General features: G+C 65.7%; 19 protein-coding genes and 2 tRNA genes. 3 read left to right on the forward strand and 18 right to left on the reverse strand.

Translation table 11 applies throughout. The features are described from left to right. Window positions 1–3: 3 nt before the first annotated feature. The 16 genes from nuoL to ACI8U3_RS05435 form a co-directional block, all read right to left on the reverse strand. Window positions 4–2112 (reverse strand): NADH-quinone oxidoreductase subunit L, encoded by a 2109-nt coding sequence (gene nuoL, locus ACI8U3_RS05360; RefSeq protein WP_415014046.1) that lies wholly within the window; start codon window positions 2110–2112, stop codon window positions 4–6. Window positions 2113–2123: 11 nt separating this feature from the next. After that, window positions 2124–2429: an NADH-quinone oxidoreductase subunit NuoK gene (gene nuoK / locus ACI8U3_RS05365; RefSeq protein ID WP_415013839.1), complete on the reverse strand. Its 306-nt coding sequence runs from the start codon at window positions 2427–2429 to the stop codon at window positions 2124–2126. After that, a complete protein-coding gene (locus tag ACI8U3_RS05370) occupies window positions 2426–3046 on the reverse strand; it encodes an NADH-quinone oxidoreductase subunit J (RefSeq protein WP_415013840.1) in 621 nt (206 codons plus the stop codon). The genes nuoK and ACI8U3_RS05370 overlap by 4 nt, the downstream gene beginning before the upstream one ends. A 122-nt stretch (window positions 3047–3168) precedes the next feature. Next, on the reverse strand, window positions 3169–3660 hold the full coding sequence (gene nuoI, locus ACI8U3_RS05375; RefSeq protein ID WP_292103224.1) for an NADH-quinone oxidoreductase subunit NuoI: 492 nt from the start codon (window positions 3658–3660) through the stop codon (window positions 3169–3171). Then, complete coding sequence (locus tag ACI8U3_RS05380) at window positions 3660–3857, reverse strand: hypothetical protein (RefSeq protein ID WP_415013841.1); 198 nt, start codon at window positions 3855–3857, stop codon at window positions 3660–3662. Before ACI8U3_RS05380 ends, nuoI begins: the two co-directional genes overlap by 1 nt. A gap of 11 nt (window positions 3858–3868) precedes the next feature. Next, window positions 3869–4093, reverse strand: a complete 225-nt coding sequence (locus ACI8U3_RS05385) for a hypothetical protein (protein ID WP_415013842.1) — start codon at window positions 4091–4093, stop codon at window positions 3869–3871. Continuing rightward, window positions 4093–5172 (reverse strand): NADH-quinone oxidoreductase subunit NuoH, encoded by a 1080-nt coding sequence (gene nuoH / locus ACI8U3_RS05390; RefSeq protein ID WP_415013843.1) that lies wholly within the window; start codon window positions 5170–5172, stop codon window positions 4093–4095. The genes ACI8U3_RS05385 and nuoH overlap by 1 nt, the downstream gene beginning before the upstream one ends. A gap of 3 nt (window positions 5173–5175) precedes the next feature. Beyond that, a complete protein-coding gene (gene nuoG / locus ACI8U3_RS05395; RefSeq protein WP_415013844.1) occupies window positions 5176–7221 on the reverse strand; it encodes an NADH-quinone oxidoreductase subunit NuoG in 2046 nt (681 codons plus the stop codon). Next, a complete protein-coding gene (locus ACI8U3_RS05400; RefSeq protein ID WP_415013845.1) occupies window positions 7221–7715 on the reverse strand; it encodes a hypothetical protein in 495 nt (164 codons plus the stop codon). The genes nuoG and ACI8U3_RS05400 overlap by 1 nt, the downstream gene beginning before the upstream one ends. A 3-nt stretch (window positions 7716–7718) precedes the next feature. Continuing rightward, window positions 7719–9032, reverse strand: a complete 1314-nt coding sequence (gene nuoF, locus ACI8U3_RS05405) for an NADH-quinone oxidoreductase subunit NuoF (RefSeq protein ID WP_415013846.1) — start codon at window positions 9030–9032, stop codon at window positions 7719–7721. Window positions 9033–9035: 3 nt separating this feature from the next. Next, entirely contained in the window at window positions 9036–9305 is a 270-nt protein-coding gene (locus ACI8U3_RS05410; protein ID WP_415014047.1) for a hypothetical protein, read from the reverse strand. Next, a complete protein-coding gene (nuoE, locus tag ACI8U3_RS05415) occupies window positions 9305–9973 on the reverse strand; it encodes an NADH-quinone oxidoreductase subunit NuoE (protein ID WP_415013847.1) in 669 nt (222 codons plus the stop codon). Before nuoE ends, ACI8U3_RS05410 begins: the two co-directional genes overlap by 1 nt. After that, window positions 9970–11145: an NADH-quinone oxidoreductase subunit D gene (locus ACI8U3_RS05420; protein WP_415014048.1), complete on the reverse strand. Its 1176-nt coding sequence runs from the start codon at window positions 11143–11145 to the stop codon at window positions 9970–9972. Before ACI8U3_RS05420 ends, nuoE begins: the two co-directional genes overlap by 4 nt. Window positions 11146–11246: 101 nt before the next feature. Next, complete coding sequence (locus tag ACI8U3_RS05425) at window positions 11247–11903, reverse strand: NADH-quinone oxidoreductase subunit C (protein WP_415013848.1); 657 nt, start codon at window positions 11901–11903, stop codon at window positions 11247–11249. After that, window positions 11900–12511, reverse strand: a complete 612-nt coding sequence (locus tag ACI8U3_RS05430) for a NuoB/complex I 20 kDa subunit family protein (RefSeq protein WP_415013849.1) — start codon at window positions 12509–12511, stop codon at window positions 11900–11902. Before ACI8U3_RS05430 ends, ACI8U3_RS05425 begins: the two co-directional genes overlap by 4 nt. Continuing rightward, window positions 12481–12858, reverse strand: a complete 378-nt coding sequence (locus ACI8U3_RS05435; protein ID WP_045319163.1) for an NADH-quinone oxidoreductase subunit A — start codon at window positions 12856–12858, stop codon at window positions 12481–12483. Before ACI8U3_RS05435 ends, ACI8U3_RS05430 begins: the two co-directional genes overlap by 31 nt. A 196-nt stretch (window positions 12859–13054) precedes the next feature. Here ACI8U3_RS05435 and ACI8U3_RS05440 point away from each other — a divergent pair, with 196 nt between their 5' ends. Together ACI8U3_RS05440 and ACI8U3_RS05445 are read left to right on the forward strand one after the other, a co-directional pair. Continuing rightward, a complete protein-coding gene (locus ACI8U3_RS05440) occupies window positions 13055–14647 on the forward strand; it encodes an AbgT family transporter (RefSeq protein ID WP_415013850.1) in 1593 nt (530 codons plus the stop codon). A gap of 89 nt (window positions 14648–14736) precedes the next feature. Continuing rightward, window positions 14737–14813, forward strand: a tRNA-Asp gene (locus tag ACI8U3_RS05445). A gap of 111 nt (window positions 14814–14924) precedes the next feature. Here the strand turns inward: ACI8U3_RS05445 and ACI8U3_RS05450 are convergent. After that, window positions 14925–16160 carry a glycosyltransferase gene (locus ACI8U3_RS05450; RefSeq protein WP_415013851.1) on the reverse strand — a complete coding sequence of 412 codons (1236 nt, stop codon included), beginning with the start codon at window positions 16158–16160 and terminating at the stop codon, window positions 14925–14927. Between the two features lie 245 nt (window positions 16161–16405). Here ACI8U3_RS05450 and ACI8U3_RS05455 point away from each other — a divergent pair, with 245 nt between their 5' ends. Next, a complete protein-coding gene (locus tag ACI8U3_RS05455; RefSeq protein ID WP_415014049.1) occupies window positions 16406–19585 on the forward strand; it encodes an autotransporter domain-containing protein in 3180 nt (1059 codons plus the stop codon). A 266-nt stretch (window positions 19586–19851) separates the two neighbouring features. On the opposite strand, the gene ACI8U3_RS05460 is transcribed toward ACI8U3_RS05455, so the two are convergent. Continuing rightward, window positions 19852–19927 (reverse strand) — tRNA-Val (locus ACI8U3_RS05460). Window positions 19928–19987 lie beyond the last annotated feature (60 nt).

A 19987-nucleotide genomic window follows, 5' to 3' on the forward strand; every position in this document is an offset into this window, starting at 1 on the left:
GGCTCAGGCTCCCCACGTCGCGATGGCGAAGGCGAGAAGACCCGCCACACCCAGCAGCATCACGAACGCATAGTGATAGACATAGCCGGACTGGACCTTGGCCAGCCGCGCGGCTGATTTCAGCGAGGCCCAGGCGGCGCCGTTGGGGCCGAGGCCGTCGATGATCTTCACGTCGCCGATCTTCCAGAAGAAATCGCCGATGGCCTTGGCACCCTTCACGAACACCACGCCGTACAGCTCATCGAAGAACCACTTGTTGTAGAAGAAGGTGTGCAGGATGTTGCCCCGCTCGGCCATGCGCCGGGCCATGCCTTCCTTGATCACATAGACCCAGAACGCCACCGCCGTGCCCGTCAGGGTCAGCACCAGCGGCGCCCACAGCACCCAGCGCGGCACATAGTGACTGTCGTGCAGCACGTGGTTGGCCTCGGACGTGAAGATCGCTCCGCGCCAGAACTCGGCCTCGTGGTGGCCCACGAAGTTCTCGTAGAACACAAAGCCCGCCGCCACCGCGCCGATCGACAGCACGATCAGCGGGATCAACATGGTCCACGGGCTTTCGTGCGGCTTCAGCGGGCCGTGATGACCGTGGTCGTCGTGGTGGGCGTCATGGTGCGCATCCGCATGCGCGGCCACGGCGTCGTCCATCAGCGGCTCGGTGTGGGTTTCCTTCTGGGCGTCCGAGGCATGGTCGTCATGATGGTGCTCGACCGGCGCGTGCTCGTCCTTCCACACAGGCTTGTTGTGGAAGGTCATGAAGATCAGACGCCACGAATAGTAGGCCGTCAGCCCGGCCGCGAAAAGGCCGATGAAGAACACGAACAGGCCCGCCGGGCTGTAGTCCGCCGAGGCGAAGGCGCTCTCCAGGATCGAGTCCTTGGAATAGAAGCCGGCGAAGCCCCACTTCAGCTCGGGAATGCCCAGGCCGGTGATGGCGATGGTGCCGATCATCATCGCGCCGTAGGTGATGGGCAGCAGTTTCGCCAGCCCGCCCATGTTCCGCATGTCCTGCTCGTGGTGCATGCCGTGGATCACCGAGCCGGCGCCCAGGAACAGCAGGGCCTTGAAGAAGGCGTGGGTGAACAGGTGAAACATGGCCGCCTGATAGGCGCCGACGCCCGCCGCGAAGAACATGTAGCCCAGCTGCGAACAGGTCGAATAGGCGATGACCCGCTTGATGTCGTTCTGGGCCAGACCAACGGTGGCCGCGAACAGGGCCGTGATCCCGCCGACAACCGCCACGATCAGCGACGCGGTGGGCGCGTATTCGAAGATCGGCGACAGCAGACAGACCATGTAGACGCCCGCCGTCACCATGGTGGCGGCGTGGATCAGGGCCGACACCGGCGTCGGGCCCTCCATGGCGTCGGGCAGCCAGGTGTGCAGGAAGAACTGGGCCGACTTGCCCATGGCGCCGATGAACAGCAGGAACGCCGCCAGATCCAGCGCCGACCAGCGCTGGCCGATGAAGTCCCAGCCCGCGCCCGACTGGGCCGCGATCAGCGGGAACAGCTCGGCGAAATTGATCGTGCCGAACATCCAGAACACGGTGATGATGCCCAGCACGAAGCCGAAGTCGCCCACCCGGTTGACCACGAAGGCCTTGATGGCGGCGGCGCTTGCCGTGGGCTTCTTGTACCAGAACCCGATCAGCAGATAGGACGCCAGCCCCACCCCTTCCCAGCCGAAGAACAGCTGCATGAAGTCGGCCGCCGTCACCAGGGCCAGCATCATGAAGGTGAACAGGGACAGATAGGCGAAGAAGCGCGGCCGGCTGTCGTCCTCGGCCATGTAGCCCCAGGAATACAGGTGCACCAGCGACGACACGGTCGTCACCACGATCAGCATCACAGCCGACAGGGCGTCCACGCGCACCGACCAGGTGGACTGGAAATCGCCCACGTTGATGAACGGGAACAGCTCGACCGTGAAGGCCTCCATGTGCCCCCAGGTATGCTGGCCGAACACGGTCCAGGCGATGGCGCACGACAGGAACAACAGGCCGGTGGTCACCGCCTGCGAGGCGACGTTCCCGATCCGGCGGCCGAAGAAGCCGGCGATCATGGCGCCCAGCAGCGGGGCGAAGACGCCGATTGTGACGAGGGTCTCGATGGTCACGCGCGTCAGCCCTTCATCATCGAAGCATCATCAACCGTGATGTCGCCGCGGTTGCGGAAGAAGGTCACCAGAATGGCCAGGCCGATGGCGGCCTCGGCGGCGGCGACGGTCAGGATGAACATGGCCATGATCTGCCCGGACATGTCGTTCAGATAGGCCGAGAAGGCGACGAAGTTGATGTTCACCGACAGCAGGATCAGCTCGATCGACATCAGGATGATGATGATGTTCTTGCGGTTCACGAAGATGCCGAACACCCCGATGGTGAACAGGATCGCGGCGACCGCCAGATAGTGCGGCAATCCGATCATTTCAGATCCTCCAGGGTGACGCCCTTGCCGCTCTCGGGCCGGACATTGGCGAAGGCGTCGGACTGGCGCCGGTTCACTTGGCGGCCGATGTCCTGACGCTTGATTCCGGGCTTCTGACGCAGGGTCAGGACGATGGCGCCGATCATGGCGGTCAGCAGCACCAGACCCGCCGCCTGGAAGATGTAGACGTACTCGGTGTAAAGCACCCGGCCGATGGCCTCGACGTTGGACACGTCCGTGGCCGGGATCAGCTGGCCCCCGCGCGCCGCGCCGCCCTGCCCCACCGCGACGGCCACCACGACCATCTCGGCCAGCAGCACCAGCGCCACGATGGCCGCCAACGGGAAGTATTTCGCATAGCCCTCGCGCAGCTGCACGAAGTCCACGTCCAGCATCATGACCACGAACAGGAACAGCACCGCCACGGCGCCCACGTAGACCACCACCAGCAGCATCGCGAGAAATTCGGCGCCCAGCATGACGAACAGCCCGGCGGCCGAGAAGAAGGTGGTGATCAGCCACAGCACCGAGTGCACCGGGTTCCTGGCCGTCACGACCAGCAACGCCGACGCCACGCTCACCGTGGCCAGCAGATAAAAGGCGATCGCCTGTATCATCGGCGGGACCTAGCCCCTCTCAAAAACCGTACGGATCCGGGACGCCCCGAAGCCCTTGTGAAATCCCCTGCCCGCCCCCGACCGGGACACGACAGAACGCATGTGCGGAATCGGCGCCCCTCTTATCGGTAGGGGGCGTCCAGTTCCAGATTCTTCGCGATCACCCGCTCCCAACGATCCCCGTTGGCCAGCAGGCGGTCCTTGTCGAAATACAGCTCCTCGCGCGTCTCGGTGGCGTATTCGCTGTTCGGCCCCTCGACGATGGCGTCCACCGGGCAGGCCTCCTGGCACAGGCCGCAGTAGATGCATTTGACCATATCGATATCGTAGCGGGTTGTGCGGCGGCTGCCGTCAGAGCGCGGCTCGGACTCGATGGTGATGGCCTGGGCCGGGCAGATGGCCTCGCACAGCTTGCACGCGATGCAGCGCTCCTCGCCGTTGGGATAGCGGCGCAGGGCGTGCTCGCCCCGGAAGCGCGGCGATTGCGGCCCGCGCTCGAACGGATAGTTCACCGTCGCCTTGGGCTTCATCATGTATTTGAACGACAGGCCGACGGCGCCGATCACATCGATCAGCATCGCGCCTTTCACAGCCTGTCCGATACGGTTCAACATCAGTCGATCTCTCTCAGGTCGGCGCATTCGCGGGCGAAGCGCTCGCTGTCTCTGTTCATGGCGCGGCAACGCTCGACGCGCTGCTGGTGGGCGCGCTCGATGCCGTCCTGGCGGCGCTCCCACTGATAGACGGAGGTTGGCTCGGCCTCATAGGGCGCGCAGGCGGCCAGCAGGCCAACCGCAATCAGTCCGGTCACGATCCGCGCGCTCATTTCGGAACCCCGTCACGGCAGCGGCGGTCATCCCGGCGCACACCCGTCTCGCCCATCTGGCAGCGGCGCAGGCGCTCGGCGGCGGCGTCCTCGCGGGCTTCTTGGCGCTCGAGGGCCACCTCGGCGGGAACGGGCGCAGGCGTCGGCATGGGGCCGAACACTACGGGACCGCAGCCGGTCAGTAGCACCGCGCAGGCGACGACGGGAAAAGCGATGCGCATCAGATCGCGCCCCCGAACACCCGCCACGCCGCCACCAGCACCACGGCCACCAGCGAGAACGGCAGGAAAACCTTCCAGCCCAGACGCATCAGCTGGTCATAGCGGTAACGGGGCACGAAGGCCTTCACCAGGGCGAACATGAAGAACCACGCCACCACCTTCACGCAGAAGACGGCCAGATAGAACAGGTTTGCCACGAACACCGGCCAGGCGTCCATGAACTCCGTCGGGAAGCCCGGATTCCAGCCGCCCCAGAACAGCAGGGTCAGCAGCACGCACATCAGCACGATGTTGGCGTACTCGCCGATCATGAACAGCAGGTACGGCGTGGACGAGTATTCCACCTGATACCCGGCCACCAGTTCCGACTCCGCCTCGGGAAGGTCGAACGGCGGGCGGTTGGTCTCGGCCAGGGCCGAGACGAAGAACACGATCATCATCGGGAACATCACCACCAGCAGCGGCCAGTTGGCCAGCCCGCCGCCGAAGGTGTGCCAGTTCCAGAACCAGCCGGCCTGGTTCTCCACAATGGCGGTCAGGTTCATGCTGCCGGCCAGCAGGATCACCGTGACGATGATCAGGCCCAGCGACACTTCATAGCTGACCATCTGGGCCGCCGACCGCAGCGAGCCCAGGAACGGATATTTCGAGTTGGAGGCCCAGCCGCCCATGATGATGCCGTAGACACCCAGCGACGACACGGCGAACAGGTACAGCACGCCCACGTTCAGGTCCGACACCACCCAGCCCGGCGCAAACGGCACCACGGCCCAGGCGATGAAGGCCAGGATGAAGGTCAGCAGCGGGGCCAGCAGGAACACGATCTTGTCCGCGCCCGCCGGGACCACGATCTCCTTCAGCACGAATTTGAAGAAGTCGGCGAAGGACTGCAGCAGGCCGAACGGTCCCACCACATTGGGTCCCTTGCGCAGCTGCACGCCCGCCCAGATCTTGCGGTCGGCCAGCAGCAGAAACGCCAGCGAGATCAGGATCCCGACGGTGACCAGCAGGATTCCGCCCGCAGTCATCAGGGTCCAGCCCAGCGGCGTGCTCCAGAATGAGGTCGTGGTCGCTTCCATCACTTACTCCGCCGCCATCAGCTGGGGCGCCGAACGCTGGGCCGACAGTTCGGCCATGGTCTCGGACGCGCGCGCGATCGGGTTGGTCAGATACGGGTCCTTCAGGGCCGGGGCGAACACCACGTCGCCCAGCTCGCCCTTGGCGCCCAGCTTGTCGACGCCGAACGCCCGCGCCGGGGCCAGATAGTCCACCCGGCCGAAGGTCGGATGATCGGCCATCAGCTTGGCTCGCAGCTGGTTCAGGCTGTCGTACGGCAGGGTCTGCCCCACGCGTTCCGACAGGGCCCGCAGGATGGCCCAGTCTTCCTTGGCCTCGCCCTTGGGGAACACGACCCGCTCGGTCATCTGCACCCGGCCCTCGGTGTTCACATACAGACCCGACTTCTCGGTATAGGCCGCGCCCGGCAGGATCACGTCCGCTCCGTGCGCGCCCGCGTCCCCGTGGCTGCCCAGATAGACCTTGAACGCCTTCGACTTGGACGTGTCGATCTCGTCAGCGCCCAGCAGGAACAGCACGTCCAGCGCGCCCTTCTGGGCCATCTCCACCGCCGACAGACCGCCCTCGCCCGGGATGAAGCCCAGATCCAGACCGCCCACCCGCGCCGCCGCATTGTGCAGCACGTTGAAGCCGTTCCAGCCCTCACCGACCACGCCGACCTTGGCCGCCAGCTTGCCCAGCGTGTTCAGCACCGCCGGACCGGTCTCGCCGGTCAGGGCGGCGGAGCCGACGATGATCGCCGGACGCTCGGCCTTGGTCAGAAGGTCCATGGCCGCCTTGGGCAGCTTGCCGACCGTCTTGGTCCCGGCGCCCAGATATTGATAGCCGTAGGTCAGCTCGGCCTGCTCGCCGATCACCATCACCTCGGTGCGGCCCGCCAGCCAGCCCTTGCGGATGCGGGCGTTCAGCAGCGGCGCCTCGACGCGCGGATTGACACCCACCATCAGGATGGCGTCCGCGTTCTCGATGCCGGCCAGACCGCTGTTGAACAGCCAGCCCTCGCGCTCGCTCCCGCCGATCGCCGCGCCGTCCTGACGGCAGTCGGTGTTGGCCGACCCCAGCGCCCGGAACAGGTCCAGCGTCGCCTTCATGGACTCCGCGTCCTGCAGGTCGCCGGCGATGGCGCCGATCTTCTCCGGCTTGGCCGCCTTCAGCTTGTCGGCCAAGACGCCCAGCGCCTCGTCCCACGTGGCGGGGCGCAGCTTGCCGCCCTCACGCACCCACGGGCGGTCCAGACGGCGCTTCGTCAGCCCGTCCACCACATAGCGGCTGCGGTCGCTCAGCCATTCCTCATTGATGCCCTCGTGCACGCGGGGCAGCACGCGCATGACCTCGGAACCCCGGCTGTCGGCGCGGATGTTGGAGCCCAGCGCGTCCATCACGTCGATGGTCTCGGTCTTCTTCAGCTCCCACGGGCGGTAGTGGTACTGCCACGGCCGGTGCGTCAGGGCGCCCACCGGGCACAGGTCGTTGACGTTGCCCGACAGTTCGGAGTCCACCGACTTTTCCAGATAGGTGGTGATCTCGGCGCTCTCGCCGCGCGAAATCATGCCGATGTCCGGCACGCCCGCCACCTCGGTGATGAACCGCACACAGCGCGTGCACTGGATGCAGCGCGTCATGAAGGTCTTGATGGTCGGACCCATGTGCTTTTCTTCGACCGCGCGCTTGTTCTCGGCATAGCGCGAGGCGTCCCGGCCGAAATACATCGACTGGTCCTGCAGGTCGCATTCCCCACCCTGATCGCAGATCGGGCAATCCAGCGGGTGGTTGATCAGCAGGAACTCCATCACCCCCTTGCGGGCCTTCTCGACCATGGGGGTGTTGGTGAAGATCTCCTGCCCGTCGGCGGCCGGCAGGGCGCAGCTGGCCTGCGGCTTGGGCGGCCCCGGCTTCACCTCGACCAGACACATGCGGCAGTTGCCGGCGATGGACAGCCGCTCGTGATAGCAGAAGCGCGGAATCTCCTGCCCCGCCTTCTCGGCGACCTGGAGCACGGTCATGCCGGGCTCAAACTCGATCTCTACGCCGTTGACCTTGGCGACGGGCATCAGCGGGCCTCTTCTTCACTATTCACAGACACTTGCGCCTGCGAACTCGTCCCATCCGGGAGGGTCTGGATAATCGTGATCTGGTCGTTCTCGCGCACATAGCGGACGATCGGATCGGTTGGGCCGGTGCGCCACACCTGGGCCTCAGGATCCGGCAGGCCGGTCAGGCGCCAGACCACCACATCGCCCTCGACCCGGCACTGGGCCTGGGCGCGGCCCCCGTCCACCGGCGCACGCCAGGACAGGTTCACCGCCTCGCCTTCGTCCAGCGTCTCGACGCCGTCCACATCGATCAGGGCGACCGGCAGTTCGTTCACCGTGGCGATGGCCGCGCGGCACACGTCGCGCAGCCCGGCCTGATCCAAGGCTTCCGGCGAGGTCTGGGTCGTCACGGCGGGCTCGGCCGCCGTCTCCGGCGCCGACGCGGGCTCTTCCGCCTGCGAACAGGCGGCCAGCACGACCGTCAGGGCGATGAGGGAAAAGGCGTTGCGCATCCCCTACTCCGCCGCGATCGAATGGCCGGCGTAGGCGCCGCGCGCGTTGCGATAGATAGTGATGCGGTCTTCGATCTCGTGGCGGAAGTGCCGGATCAGGCCCTGCACCGGCCACGCCGCGGCGTCGCCCAGGGCGCAGATGGTGTGGCCTTCCACCTGACCGGCCACGTCCAGCAGCAGGTCGATTTCCGATGGGTCCGCATCGCCCACGGCCATGCGCTCCAGCACCCGCCACATCCAGCCGGTGCCTTCGCGGCACGGCGTGCACTGGCCGCAGCTCTCGTGCTTGTAGAAATAGGCGATGCGGGCGATGGCCTTCACCAGATCGGTGGACTGGTCCATCACGATCACCGCCGCCGTGCCCAGACCCGAGCGCATCTCGCGCAGGGAATCGAAGTCCATCAGGGCCGATTCCGCCATCTCGCGGGTGATCATCGGCACCGATGATCCGCCGGGGATTATGGCCTTCAAATTGTCCCAGCCGCCCCGCACGCCGCCGCAGTGATCCTCGATCAGCTGGCGCAGCGGAATGGACATCGCCTCTTCCACATTGCACGGGCGGTTCACGTGGCCCGAGATCGACATGATCTTGGTGCCGGTGTTGTTCGGACGGCCGAAGCCGGCGAACCACTCCGCCCCCCGCCGCAGGATCGTGCCCACGACCGCGATGGACTCCACATTGTTCACCGTGGTGGGGCAGCCATACAGGCCCGCGCCCGCCGGGAACGGCGGCTTCAGACGCGGCTGACCCTTCTTGCCCTCGAGGCTTTCCAGCAGCGCCGTTTCCTCGCCGCAGATATAGGCGCCCGCGCCGTGGTGGATATAGACGTCGAAGTCCCAGCCGTGGACGTTGTTCTTGCCGATCAGGCCGGCGTCATAGGCCTGCTTGACCGCCGCCTCCATGCGCTCCCGCTCCAGCACATATTCGCCGCGCAGATAGATGTAGCAGGCGTGCGCCTGCATGGCGAAGCTGGCGATCAGGCAGCCTTCGATCAGCAGGTGGGGATCATGGCGCATGATCTCCCGGTCCTTGCAGGTGCCCGGTTCGGATTCGTCGGCGTTGACCACCAGATAGTGCGGCCGGTCCTTCACCTCCTTGGGCATGAAGGACCACTTCAGCCCGGTGGGGAAACCGGCGCCGCCCCGGCCGCGCAGGCCCGAGTTCTTGACGTTGGTGATGACCCAGTCACGGCCCAGCGCCAGCATGTCCGCCGTCGCGTTCCACGCGCCGCGCTTCTTCGCCCCCTCCAGCGTCCAGTCATGGAAGCCGTACAGGTTGGTGAAGACGCGGTCCTTGTCTTCCAGAATGCCGACCATCTCTTACAGTCCTTGCGCGATACGGCGCTTGTGGTGGCGCGTCCGAAGGAACGTCGCGGTCAGAAACAGAACCCAGCCGATAGCCAGGGCGCCGTAGCCCCAGACCTGGGCGCTTTCGGTCAACCCGGCCCAGCCGCGCGTGGAGCCCCACAGCACGAAGGCGCCGATGACGATGAACACCAGCCCGGCCCGGCGATACGGCCGCGCCACCCCGTTCAGCTCGTCCCGATAGGCGCGGCGGCCCTCGGCGGTGTCCAGATCGACCTTGTCCATCACGCCGGCTCCTTCGCCGGTTCGCTGTTGGGCAGCTTCTTGATCGGCTTGGCGGCCGAGCCGTCGTACAGCTTCGGATCGTTCAGGGTGGTGGCCCCGCCTTCCGGCTCAGACGACTTGCGGCCGACATAGGAGCCCGCCTTGGGCGCCTTGCCGGCGGCGAAGTCGTCGATGATCTGGGCAAGGGTCTCCGGCGTCAGGTCCTCGAAATAGTAGTCGTTGATCTGGGCCATGGGCGCGTTGGCGCAGGCGCCCAGGCACTCGACTTCTTGCCAGGTGAAGCGGCCGTCGGCGGACAGGTGATCCTTGGGGCCGATCTTTTCGCGGCAGGTCGCCATCAGTTCATTGGCGCCGCGCAGCATGCACGGCGTGGTGCCGCACACCTGAATAAGCGCAGCTTTTCCAACCGGTTCCAGCTGGAACATGGTGTAGAAGGTCGCCACCTCCAGCACCCGGATGAAGGGCATGGCCAGCAGCTCGGCGATGGCGCGGATGGCGGGCTCGCTGACCCAGCCTTCCTGCTTCTGAACCAGCCAAAGGATCGGGATCACCGCCGAAGCCTTCCGCTCCGCCGGATATTTGGCGATCCACCAGTCGGCCTTCTTCTTCGTGTCCTTCGAGAACGCGAACGAGGCCGGTTGTTCTTTTGCCAGACGTCGGACGCTCATCGGTCCACCTCTCCGAACACGATGTCCAGCGAGCCCAGGATGGCGGACACGTCGGCCAGCATGTGGCCGCGGTTCATCCAGTCCATGGCCTGCAGGTGCTTGAAGCCAGGCGCCACGATCTTGCAGCGGTACGGCTTGTTGGTGCCGTCGGACACCAGATAGACGGCGAACTCGCCCTTGGGCGCCTCGACCGCCGCATAGACCTCGCCTTCCGGCGTATGGAAGCCTTCGGTGTACAGCTTGAAGTGATGGATCAGGGCTTCCATCGAGCGCTTCATCTCGCCCCGGCGCGGCGGCACGACCTTGTTGTTCTCGGTCATCACCGGGCCGCGGAAATTGCGCAGCTTGTGGATGCACTGCTCCATGATCCGCACCGACTGCTTCATCTCCTCGATGCGGCAGAGGTAACGATCCCAGCAGTCGCCGTTCTTGCCCACGACGATGTCGAATTCCATCTCGTCATAGCATTCGTACGGCTGGGATTTCCGCAGATCCCACGGAATGTCCGAGCCGCGCAGCATCACGCCGGAGAAGCCCCAGGCCAGCGCCTCGTCCTTGGACACCACACCGATGTCCACGTTACGCTGCTTGAAGATGCGGTTCTCGGTGACCAGGCTCTCGATGTCCTTGAGCGCCTCCGGGAAGGCCTCGCACCATTTCGAGATGTCGTTGATCAGGTCGTCGGGCAGGTCCTGATGGACGCCGCCGGGACGGAAATAGTTGGCGTGCAGACGCGCGCCGCAGGCCCGCTCATAGAACACCATCAGCTGTTCGCGCTGCTCGAAACCCCAAAGCGGCGGGGTCAGGGCGCCCACGTCCATCGCTTGCGTGGTGACGTTCAGCAGGTGGCTGAGGATCCGGCCGATTTCCGAATACAGCACCCGGATCAGCTGGGCCCGGTACGGAACCTCGACGCCCATCAGCTTCTCGATGGCCAGGCAGAAGGCGTGCTCCTGGTTCATCGGCGCCACGTAATCCAGGCGGTCGAAGTACGGAATGTTCTGAAGGTAGGTCCGCGCCTCCATCAGCTTTTCCGTGCCCCGGTGCAGCAGGCCGATGTGCGGGTCCACCCGCGTCACAACCTCCCCGTCCAGATCCAGCACCAGACGCAGCACCCCGTGCGCCGCCGGGTGCTGGGGCCCGAAATTGATGGTGAACTTGCGGTCGTCCATGTCCGCCTTCACCGGCGTGTCGAACGCGACCGCGCCGGTTTCCAGCGCGGCTTCGTCCCGCGCGTCGACCTTGATAGCCTTGGTGTCCTGACCGTCCGCCATCACGCCTTGCCTCCGCTGGGCTTGCCGGCCGAGCCGATCGCCTTCTCATCACCCGGCAGGACCGGCGCGGCGTACTCGGCGCCTTCCCACGGCGACAGGAAGTCGAAATTCCGGAACTCCTGGGCCAGCTTGACGGGCTCATAGACCACCCGCTTCTGCTCTTCGTCGTAGCGGACCTCCACATAGCCGGTCATGGGGAAGTCCTTGCGCAGGGGATAGCCCTGGAAGCCGTAGTCGGTCAGCAGCCGGCGCAGGTCCGGGTGCCCCGAGAACAGCATGCCGTACATGTCGAACGCCTCGCGCTCGAACCAGTCCGCCGCCGGATAGACGCCGGTGACGCTGGGCACGGCCGCCCGCTCGTCGGTCATCACCCGCACGCGCACGCGCAGGTTCTTCGTCAGCGACAGCAGATGATAGACCACGTCGAACCGCTCGGCCCGCTCGGGATAGTCCACCCCCGCCAGGTCGGTCAGCTGCTGGAACTCGAACTGGTCCCGCAGCTTCGTCATCACCGCCACGATGTCGTCGCGGCGGGCCTCGATGGTCAGCTCGCCGAACGCCACGCTCCAGCCGGTCACGGCCTTGCCGCCCGCCTTCTGGATGGCGCGCCCCAGCGTGCCCAGCGCCTTGTCGGCCTTGGTCATCACATCGGTCATCGGTCGATCGTCCCGGTGCGGCGAATCTTCTTCTGCAGCTGCAGCAGCCCGTACAGCAGCGCCTCCGCCGTCGGCGGGCACCCGGGCACATAGACGTCCACCGGCACCACCCGGTCGCAGCCGCGCACCACGGAATAGCTGTAGTGGTAGTACCCGCCGCCGTTGGCGCAGCTGCCCATGGACAGCACATAGCGCGGATCCGGCATCTGGTCGTAGACCTTGCGCAGGGCCGGAGCCATCTTGTTGGTCAGGGTGCCGGCAACGATCATCAGGTCCGACTGGCGCGGGCTGGCGCGCGGGGCCATGCCGAAGCGCTCCATGTCGTAGCGCGGCATGGACGCCTGCATCATTTCGACGGCGCAGCACGCCAGGCCGAAGGTCATCCACATCAGAGACCCGGTGCGGGCCCAGGTGATGACGTCATCCAGCGGCGCGGTGATGAAGCCGCGCTGATCCAGCTCGTCGCTGACCTGCTCGAAGAATTTGTCGTGCTTGGCGGGATCGTAGCCCTCGACCGTCGAACGCGCGCCCTGCCCGTAAGCAGGCGGCACGACCAGGCCCGAGGCCGTCTTGGCGGTCACTGCCATTCCAGAGCCCCCTTCTTCCACTCGTAAAGGAACCCGATGGTCAGCACGCCCAGGAACACCATCATCGACCAGAAGGCGAACACCATGTGCTCGCCCGGCATGCCCATCATCGCCACCGCCCACGGGAACAGGAAGGCGATTTCCAGATCGAAGATGATGAACAGGATCGACACCAGATAGAACCGCACGTCGAACTTCATCCGCGCATCGTCGAAGGCGTTGAAGCCGCACTCGTAGGCGGACAGCTTCTCGGTGTCGGGATTCTTGGGCGCCAGCACCCAGGCGGCGATCATGAAGCCGAGGCCAAGCACCGTCGCGATCCCGAAGAAGACCACGATCGGCAGGTATTCCAGCAGAAATTCGTTCATTGAGACCAAGCCTCGTTCGCCGGGGAGGACGGCGGATTCGCGCGTCTTCTAGACCCAAGACGCCAACGGTTCAAACCCATGTCGCACAAGGATTTTATTGAGAATGGTTCGCAGCCCCTTGGTGCTTTTTTGCTGACAGCGCCCCGTTCGGTCTGAATAGTAACCACACGTGGGGCCAATCAAAAGGAGAGCGTCGATGGGGATCGGCAACTGGCTGCTGAACGGGGTCGAGAAGGCGGGCAACAAGCTGCCCGACCCGGTGTTCATTTTCGTCTGGCTGATCGCCATCCTGATGGGCGTCAGCGTCTTCGCCGCCTATGCCGGGTGGGCGGCCGTCAACCCGGTGACCGCAGAACCCATCGTGGCGGAAAGCCTCGTATCTCCTGACAACCTTCGGCAACTGTTCGTCGAGATGCCCCGGACCCTGACCGGTTTCGCACCCCTGGGCTATGTGCTGGTGGTCATGCTTGGCGCGGGCGTTGCCGAGCGGACGGGCCTGTTCTCCGCAGGCATGCGGGCAGGCGTGAAGCGCGCGCCGGCCTTCCTGCTCACACCCATCGTCATCTTCATCGCCATCATCGGCAATCACGCGGCTGACGCGGCCTATGTGGTCCTGATCCCGCTGGCGGGCGTGCTGTACGCCGCCGCCGGGCGCCATCCTATCGCGGGCATCGCCGCCGCCTTCGCGGGCGTGTCCGCAGGCTTCTCGGCCAACATCTTCCCGGGCCAGCTGGACGTGCTGCTGCTGGGAATCACCGAGCCCGCCGCGCAGTTGATCGATCCCAGCTGGACCATGAACCCGGCGGGCAACTGGTTCTTCATCGTGGCCATGACCGTGATGTTCGTGCCCTTGGGCTGGTGGGTCACGGACAAGATGATCGAGCCGCGCCTGGGCGTCTGGGTTCAGAAGGCCGATTCGCCGATCAAGATGTCGGACGGCGACACCACTCCGGCCGAGCGTCGTGGCCTGTGGCTGGCCGGCCTTGCCGCGCTGGTGGTCATCGGCGGCTGGGCGGCCATGGTGTTCGCGCCCGGCGCGCCCCTGGTCGATCCGGAAGGCGCGGATTCCGCCGCCCGTCTGCAACCCTTCTACCAGTCCCTTGTGGCGGCCTTCTTTGTCCTGTTTCTACTCACCGGCGTGGCCTTCGGCATCGCCGCCGGCACGGTGAAGTCGCACCGCGACATCGTGCGGATGACGTCCGAGGCCATGGCCGACATGGCGCCCTACATCGTGCTGGCCTTCGTCGCCGCCCACTTCGTGGCCATGTTCAACTGGTCGAACTTGGGGGCCATCATGGCCATCGGCGGGGCCGAGCTGATCAGCCAGTCGGGACTGAACACCTTCGGCCTGTTGTTCGCCATCGTCATCGTGGCGGGCCTGATCAACATCTTCGTGGGCTCCGCCTCGGCCAAGTGGGCGTTCCTGGCGCCGATCCTGGTGCCCATGCTGATGCTGCTTGGAATTAGCCCCGAGATGACCACGGCCGCCTACCGCATGGGCGATTCGGTCACCAACATCATCACCCCCCTGATGGTCTATTTCCCGCTGGTCCTCACCTTCTGCCAGCGCTGGGATCGGGACTTCGGCATGGGCAGCCTGATGGCCATCATGATTCCCTATTCCATGGTCTTCCTGATCTTCGGCTCGATCATGACCGGCGCCTGGGCCGCCGTCGCCCTGCCGCTGGGGCCCGGCGCGGGGGTTCACTACGATCTGCCCACGCCCGCCGAGGCGGCCCAGCCCGCCAATCCGGTGGGTCCGGCGGCCCCGGAACCCGAGGCGCGATAATTTCGTGCCTTATGCCGCTTGACGGCGCGAGGGGCGCCGCCTAAACGACGCCCCTCGCCGCGACGCACTGCTTCGCGCCGAGGGAATACGCGGGTGTAGCTCAGTTGGTTAGAGTGCCGGCCTGTCACGCCGGAGGTCGCGGGTTCGAGCCCCGTCACTCGCGCCATTCCTTCCTTGGAGGGAATGGCGCTTTTCAATTCCACTTCCTGAAATCTGACGCGGTGCAGTCGGCATTTGATCGGCGCCGCCCTCTGAACCGGCGGCGCCTCAATCGTTGTCAGTGCACCGGATAGGTGTCGCCCGGCTGGACGAAGGCGGCCTGACCGCTGACATCGCCGTACACCATGCACAGGTCCTCAAACACGCGGCTCCAGGCGAATCGCTGCACCGCTCTCAGCCGCGCGGCCTGACCGATGGCCTCCACGTCCCGCTCAAACAGCGCTTCGACAGCGGCGGCGAAGGCGGTGGGCTCCGCAGCCTCCGCCAGTTCGCCGACCTCGCGGTCCACGGTCTCGGCCACGCCGCCCGCGTTCACGCCAACCACGGCCAAGCCGCAGGCCATGGCCTCCAGCACGATCAGGCCGAAGGGCTCTCGATCATTGGCGTGGACGAAGGCGTCGCAGCTGGCCACGATGCGGGCCACGGCCTTCGGGTCGGATTCATATGGCAGCGAGATCACCCGGTCCTCGCGCGGCAGGCCCATGCCCGCCCCCACCAGCACCAGATGATAGGGCGCGCCCAGCTTCTGCACCGCCCGGATCAGCACATCGATGTTCTTCTCGCGCGCCGGCCGGCCGGCGAACACCAGCAGCCGCGCATCGGCCTTCAGACCCAACTGCTTCAACAGACCGGCCCGGTCCGCCCGCTCCGGCCGGAAGGTGTCGATCTCCACGCCCAGCGGCTGGACCACGATATTGGGCACCCTCGCCTCCTCCAGCCGACGGGCGATGTAGCGGCTGGGGGAAATCACCCGGTCAAACTGGCAGAACAGCCTGGACCAGCGCTTCTCCACCGGTTTCTTGGCCCATTCCCCGAAATGCAGCGCCGCCAGCGCGGCCGGATCGGAATGGCAGAACCCAATCACCGGGCACCCCGCCCGCTGCCCCGCCTCAAGCGCCGCTTGCCCGGGCGTATAGGGATCCCCGGCCTCGATCAGGTTGGGATGCATCGCCGCGACCCAGGCGCTCCACCGCTTGATGGACGTGGGCCAGCGATAACCGTCGCCGAACGGCAGCTTGGGCGATTGCAGGGTCAGTAGGCCCGGCCGGGCATTATAGCGGGCGCCCGGCACCACCAGGGTATGGGCGATGTCCGGTCGGTTCGCCTCCAGCCACGCCTTCTTGGCCAGCAGGTAGCGTTTCACACCCCCGGAACGGGGCGCGTACAGCATGGTGGTGTCGATCATCCGGGTCCGGGGGTCGGCCGAGGCGCCCTTCACGGTGCTGAAGGCGTTGGCCACCTTCTCGTCCCGCCCGGGAATCAGCTGAACCTCGTTCTCCTGAACGTCGATCATTCGTAAACTCCGCCTGTTGTCGACGCTCCAACGCAGAGCGCGAGCGTTGGATGCGTGAGCGCGAAATGCATAATGGTCAAGGTTGTGATCGTCGCGGTCAGCCTGCCTTTGCACCGCCGGTTCATCGCGGCTATGAGAGTTGTGGCCTTGCAATCGCCTCAAATTCGAGAAACTTGGGGCGTGTCGTTCGGCCCCGGCTCGGGGCCAGGCTAATCGAGCGCGCGTCACCAAGGGGTTCTTCATCCATGCGTAAATTGCTCGCGACCGCCGTCGCGCTCGCACCGCTCGTCGCGGCAGCCGGAATGGCTCACGCCGATGTCGAGATCACCAACAATCGCACGACCCCGATTCTGACCGCGAACGCCAATGACGGCGAGGCGGATGACATCATCATCGCCAACGGCGGGACGATCAGCGTCGGCTCCGGCGCCGCCGCCACCCTGAACTCGAACAACGACATCACGATCGCCATCGGTGGACAGATCGTGATGCAGGACGCCGCAGACGGCGCAACCGGCATTCTGGCCGAAGGCGGTAATTCCGGCTCGGTCAATGTGGATGGCCTGATCAGCGTGACCGACGGTTATGAAGTCGCCGACGAGGACGAGGACGGCGATCTCGACGGGCCTTTCGCGGAAGGGTCGGATCGCTACGGCGTCCGCATCGTCGGTGACGCACCGCTGGACGGCGATGTCACCGTCGGCCTTCAGGGCGCGATCACGGTTGAGGGCAACGACTCATACGGCATCTCCAATGAGGCGGGACTGACCGGCGATCTGGTGATGCGCGGCACCGTAACCATGACGGGCGACCGCACCTATGCGGTGCGAAGCACGGGCGATGTGGGCGGCGACGTCTGGATCGGCGGCGGGATCAATGTTCGCGGTGAAGACGCGACCGGCGTTTCGCTGGAGGGCGATGTCGCCGGCGGGGTCCGGATCGATTCGACCATTACCGCGACGGGCTTCCGCTACACGGGACGTCCCTCGGAAGACGCCATTGAAGACCTGGATGAGGACGATCTGCTCATCGGCGGCCCGGCTGTTCGCATCGCCGGCAACGTGGCTGGAGGTGTCCTGCTCGCCACCACAGCCCCGCCCACTGACGATGAAGACGATGATGACGACGCGGACACCGATGGTGACGGCGTGCCGGACGCCCAGCAGACAACGGCGACCATAACCACGTTCGGGTCTGCTCCCGCCATCGAGATCGGATCGCAGGACCGGGACATCACCCTCGGCGTCGTCGGGGCCGATGAACTCGCTTTCGGCTTCATCAATCGCGGCGGCGTGACTGCGGCGGGCGTCTACGACGGCGTTGAGGCGACCGCGCTGCAGATCGGTGTCGCCGGTGGCAATACCGTCACGATCGACGGCGGCGTCAGCAACGAAGGCGGGTTCGAAGCCCGGACGCGAGAGGCCGACGCCACGGGCATACGCTTCAGTGCGGGCGCCGTCACACCGGTTCTGGACAATTCGGGATCCATTCTCGGCACCGTCGTGTCCGAGGGCGACCATGAAGCCGTCGGCGTCCTCGTCGAGTCCGGTGCAAATCTGCCCGCGCTCTATAACTCCGGTCGTGTGCAGACCTCCTTGACCGGAGCGATCGGCGACTCGATCGCCATACGCGACCTCAGCGGCACGCTCACCCAGATCGACAACATCGGGATCATTCAGGCCGCGATCGTTCCGACCAGGGACGAAAACGGCGTTATCATCCCCACCGAAGGCCGGCGCATCGCCATCGACGTGAGCGCCAACACGACCGGTGTGACCCTGACGCAGCTGCTGCTCGAGACCGACCCGGACAATCCGCCCGCCAGCGGCATCACGTCCCCCGTCATCGCCGGAGAAATCCTTTTGGGGTCCGGCGCAGACACCCTGGATATCCGGGACGGCTTTGTTTTCGGTGATATCGATTTCGGCGCGGGCGCCGACAGACTGCTGATCAGCGGCGACGCCGAGGTTCGCGGCGCGCTCGCCGCCACGGGCGGCCTGCTCTCCATCGATGTGGCGAGCGGCATTCTTGACGCCCAGCAAGCGGGATCCCTCGACATCAGCGACCTGTCCGTCGGCGCTGACGGCAGTCTGATCATCACCATCGATCCCACAGCTGGCACGTCCGGCGGGTTCAACGTCTCCGGCGTCGCCACCTTCGCCGACGGCGCGGGACTGGGCGCACGATTCACGTCTCTCGTTCAGGACCCGACCCGTTACACGGTCATCGAGGCGGGTACGCTGGATTTCGGAGCGATCGACCAGACCTCTCTGGAAGAGAATTCACCCTTCCTGTTCGTGGTCGAGGCCGGCGCCGACGAAGCCGCCGGTCAGGTCTATCTGGACGTCCGGCGCCGCACCGCGGCCGAAATCGGCATGATCCAGTCGGAGTCCGCCGCCTATGATGCGGTTTACAACGCCCTGAACGCTGATGATGAGCTGAGGGAGGCGTTCCTTGGCCAGAATGATCGCGACGGCCTGCTGGCGGTGTACGAGCAAATGCTGCCCGACCATTCGGGCGGGTCGCTCATTTCGCTGGCCTCGGGCGTCGATGCGGTGACGAGGGCACTCGCGGGCCGCAACAACAGCGCCGCCCGGGGCGAGACCAGCGCCTGGCTTCAGGAAATCAATTTCTACGCCGACAAGGAGACCGAGGACGCCTACGGCTTCAAGTCGGAAGGTTTCGGTTTCGCCGGGGGCGTGGAGCGCGGAACGGCCATGGGCGCGGTCGGCATATCGACGGCCTTCACCTCGTCCGACCTCGAGGAGCCCGGCGCCGCGGCCGAGGAACGCCTCTCGGCCAGCCTCATCGAGCTCGGCCTCTACTGGCGCGCCCAGGGCGGCGCGTGGACGACGTGGGCGCGGGCTGCTGGCGGCTACGCCAGCTTCGAGTCCGTTCGACAGTTCGTCGGCGAGGGCATCCTGCGTCGCGCGGAAGCAGACTGGAACGGCTACACGGTTACAGCCGCCGCCGGCGCCTCGTATGAGCGGAATTTCGGGCGGTACAGCCTGCGGCCCGAGATCCTGGCCGAGTATTTCGCGCTCAGCGAAGACGGTTTCCAGGAAGCTGGCGGCGGTGACGGTTTCGACCTGGCCATCGATGATCGCGACGGACACATCTTCTCCACCACGGCCGCCCTCAACTTCGGCATGGGCTTTGGCGAGAACCAGTGGCTGCGCCCCGAAGTTCGCGTCGGCTGGCGCCAGATTATCTCTCACGACGGCGGCGTGACGACCGCGCGCTTCCTGAGCGGCGGATCCGCGTTTGACCTGGTCGCCGATAATCTCGAGGGCGGCGGCCCGATCGTCGGTCTGCGACTGAACGTGGGCAATGAACTCGGCATGCTGGCCGTGGAGGCGGACGCGGAGTTCCTGGACGACTACATCCGCTATGCCCTGCTGCTACGGGCGAGCTTCAGGTTCTGATCGAAGAGAAGCCGCATCGGCCAGATGCCATGCGGCTTCAACCTTCGCCGCAAACACTGCGCGTCTCATTTCAGGGTCTGCCGGGCTGACGGCCTTGGGCGGAACGTGCGCGTCATAGCCCTCCTGGGGAGGGGCGGCGCTTGCGAGCATGGCGGCGATCAGGGCGAGTGTCAGCATTACGCCGCTTATGCCGCTGCGGTCCTGCCCGCTCAATCTACGAAAGCTGACGCATGCGCGGATCTGGCGATGCCGGGCAACCGCTTTGATGGTGGGCGGCGACGGGTTCGAACCGCCGACCCTCTCGGTGTAAACGAGATGCTCTTCCAGCTGAGCTAGCCGCCCTCAATTGATGAGGGCGCGAACCACCCGGTCCGCGCCCCATCGAAAAACGACTGAAACGAA

The organism is Brevundimonas sp. (assembly GCF_047617075.1).
GTDB lineage: Bacteria > Pseudomonadota > Alphaproteobacteria > Caulobacterales > Caulobacteraceae > Brevundimonas.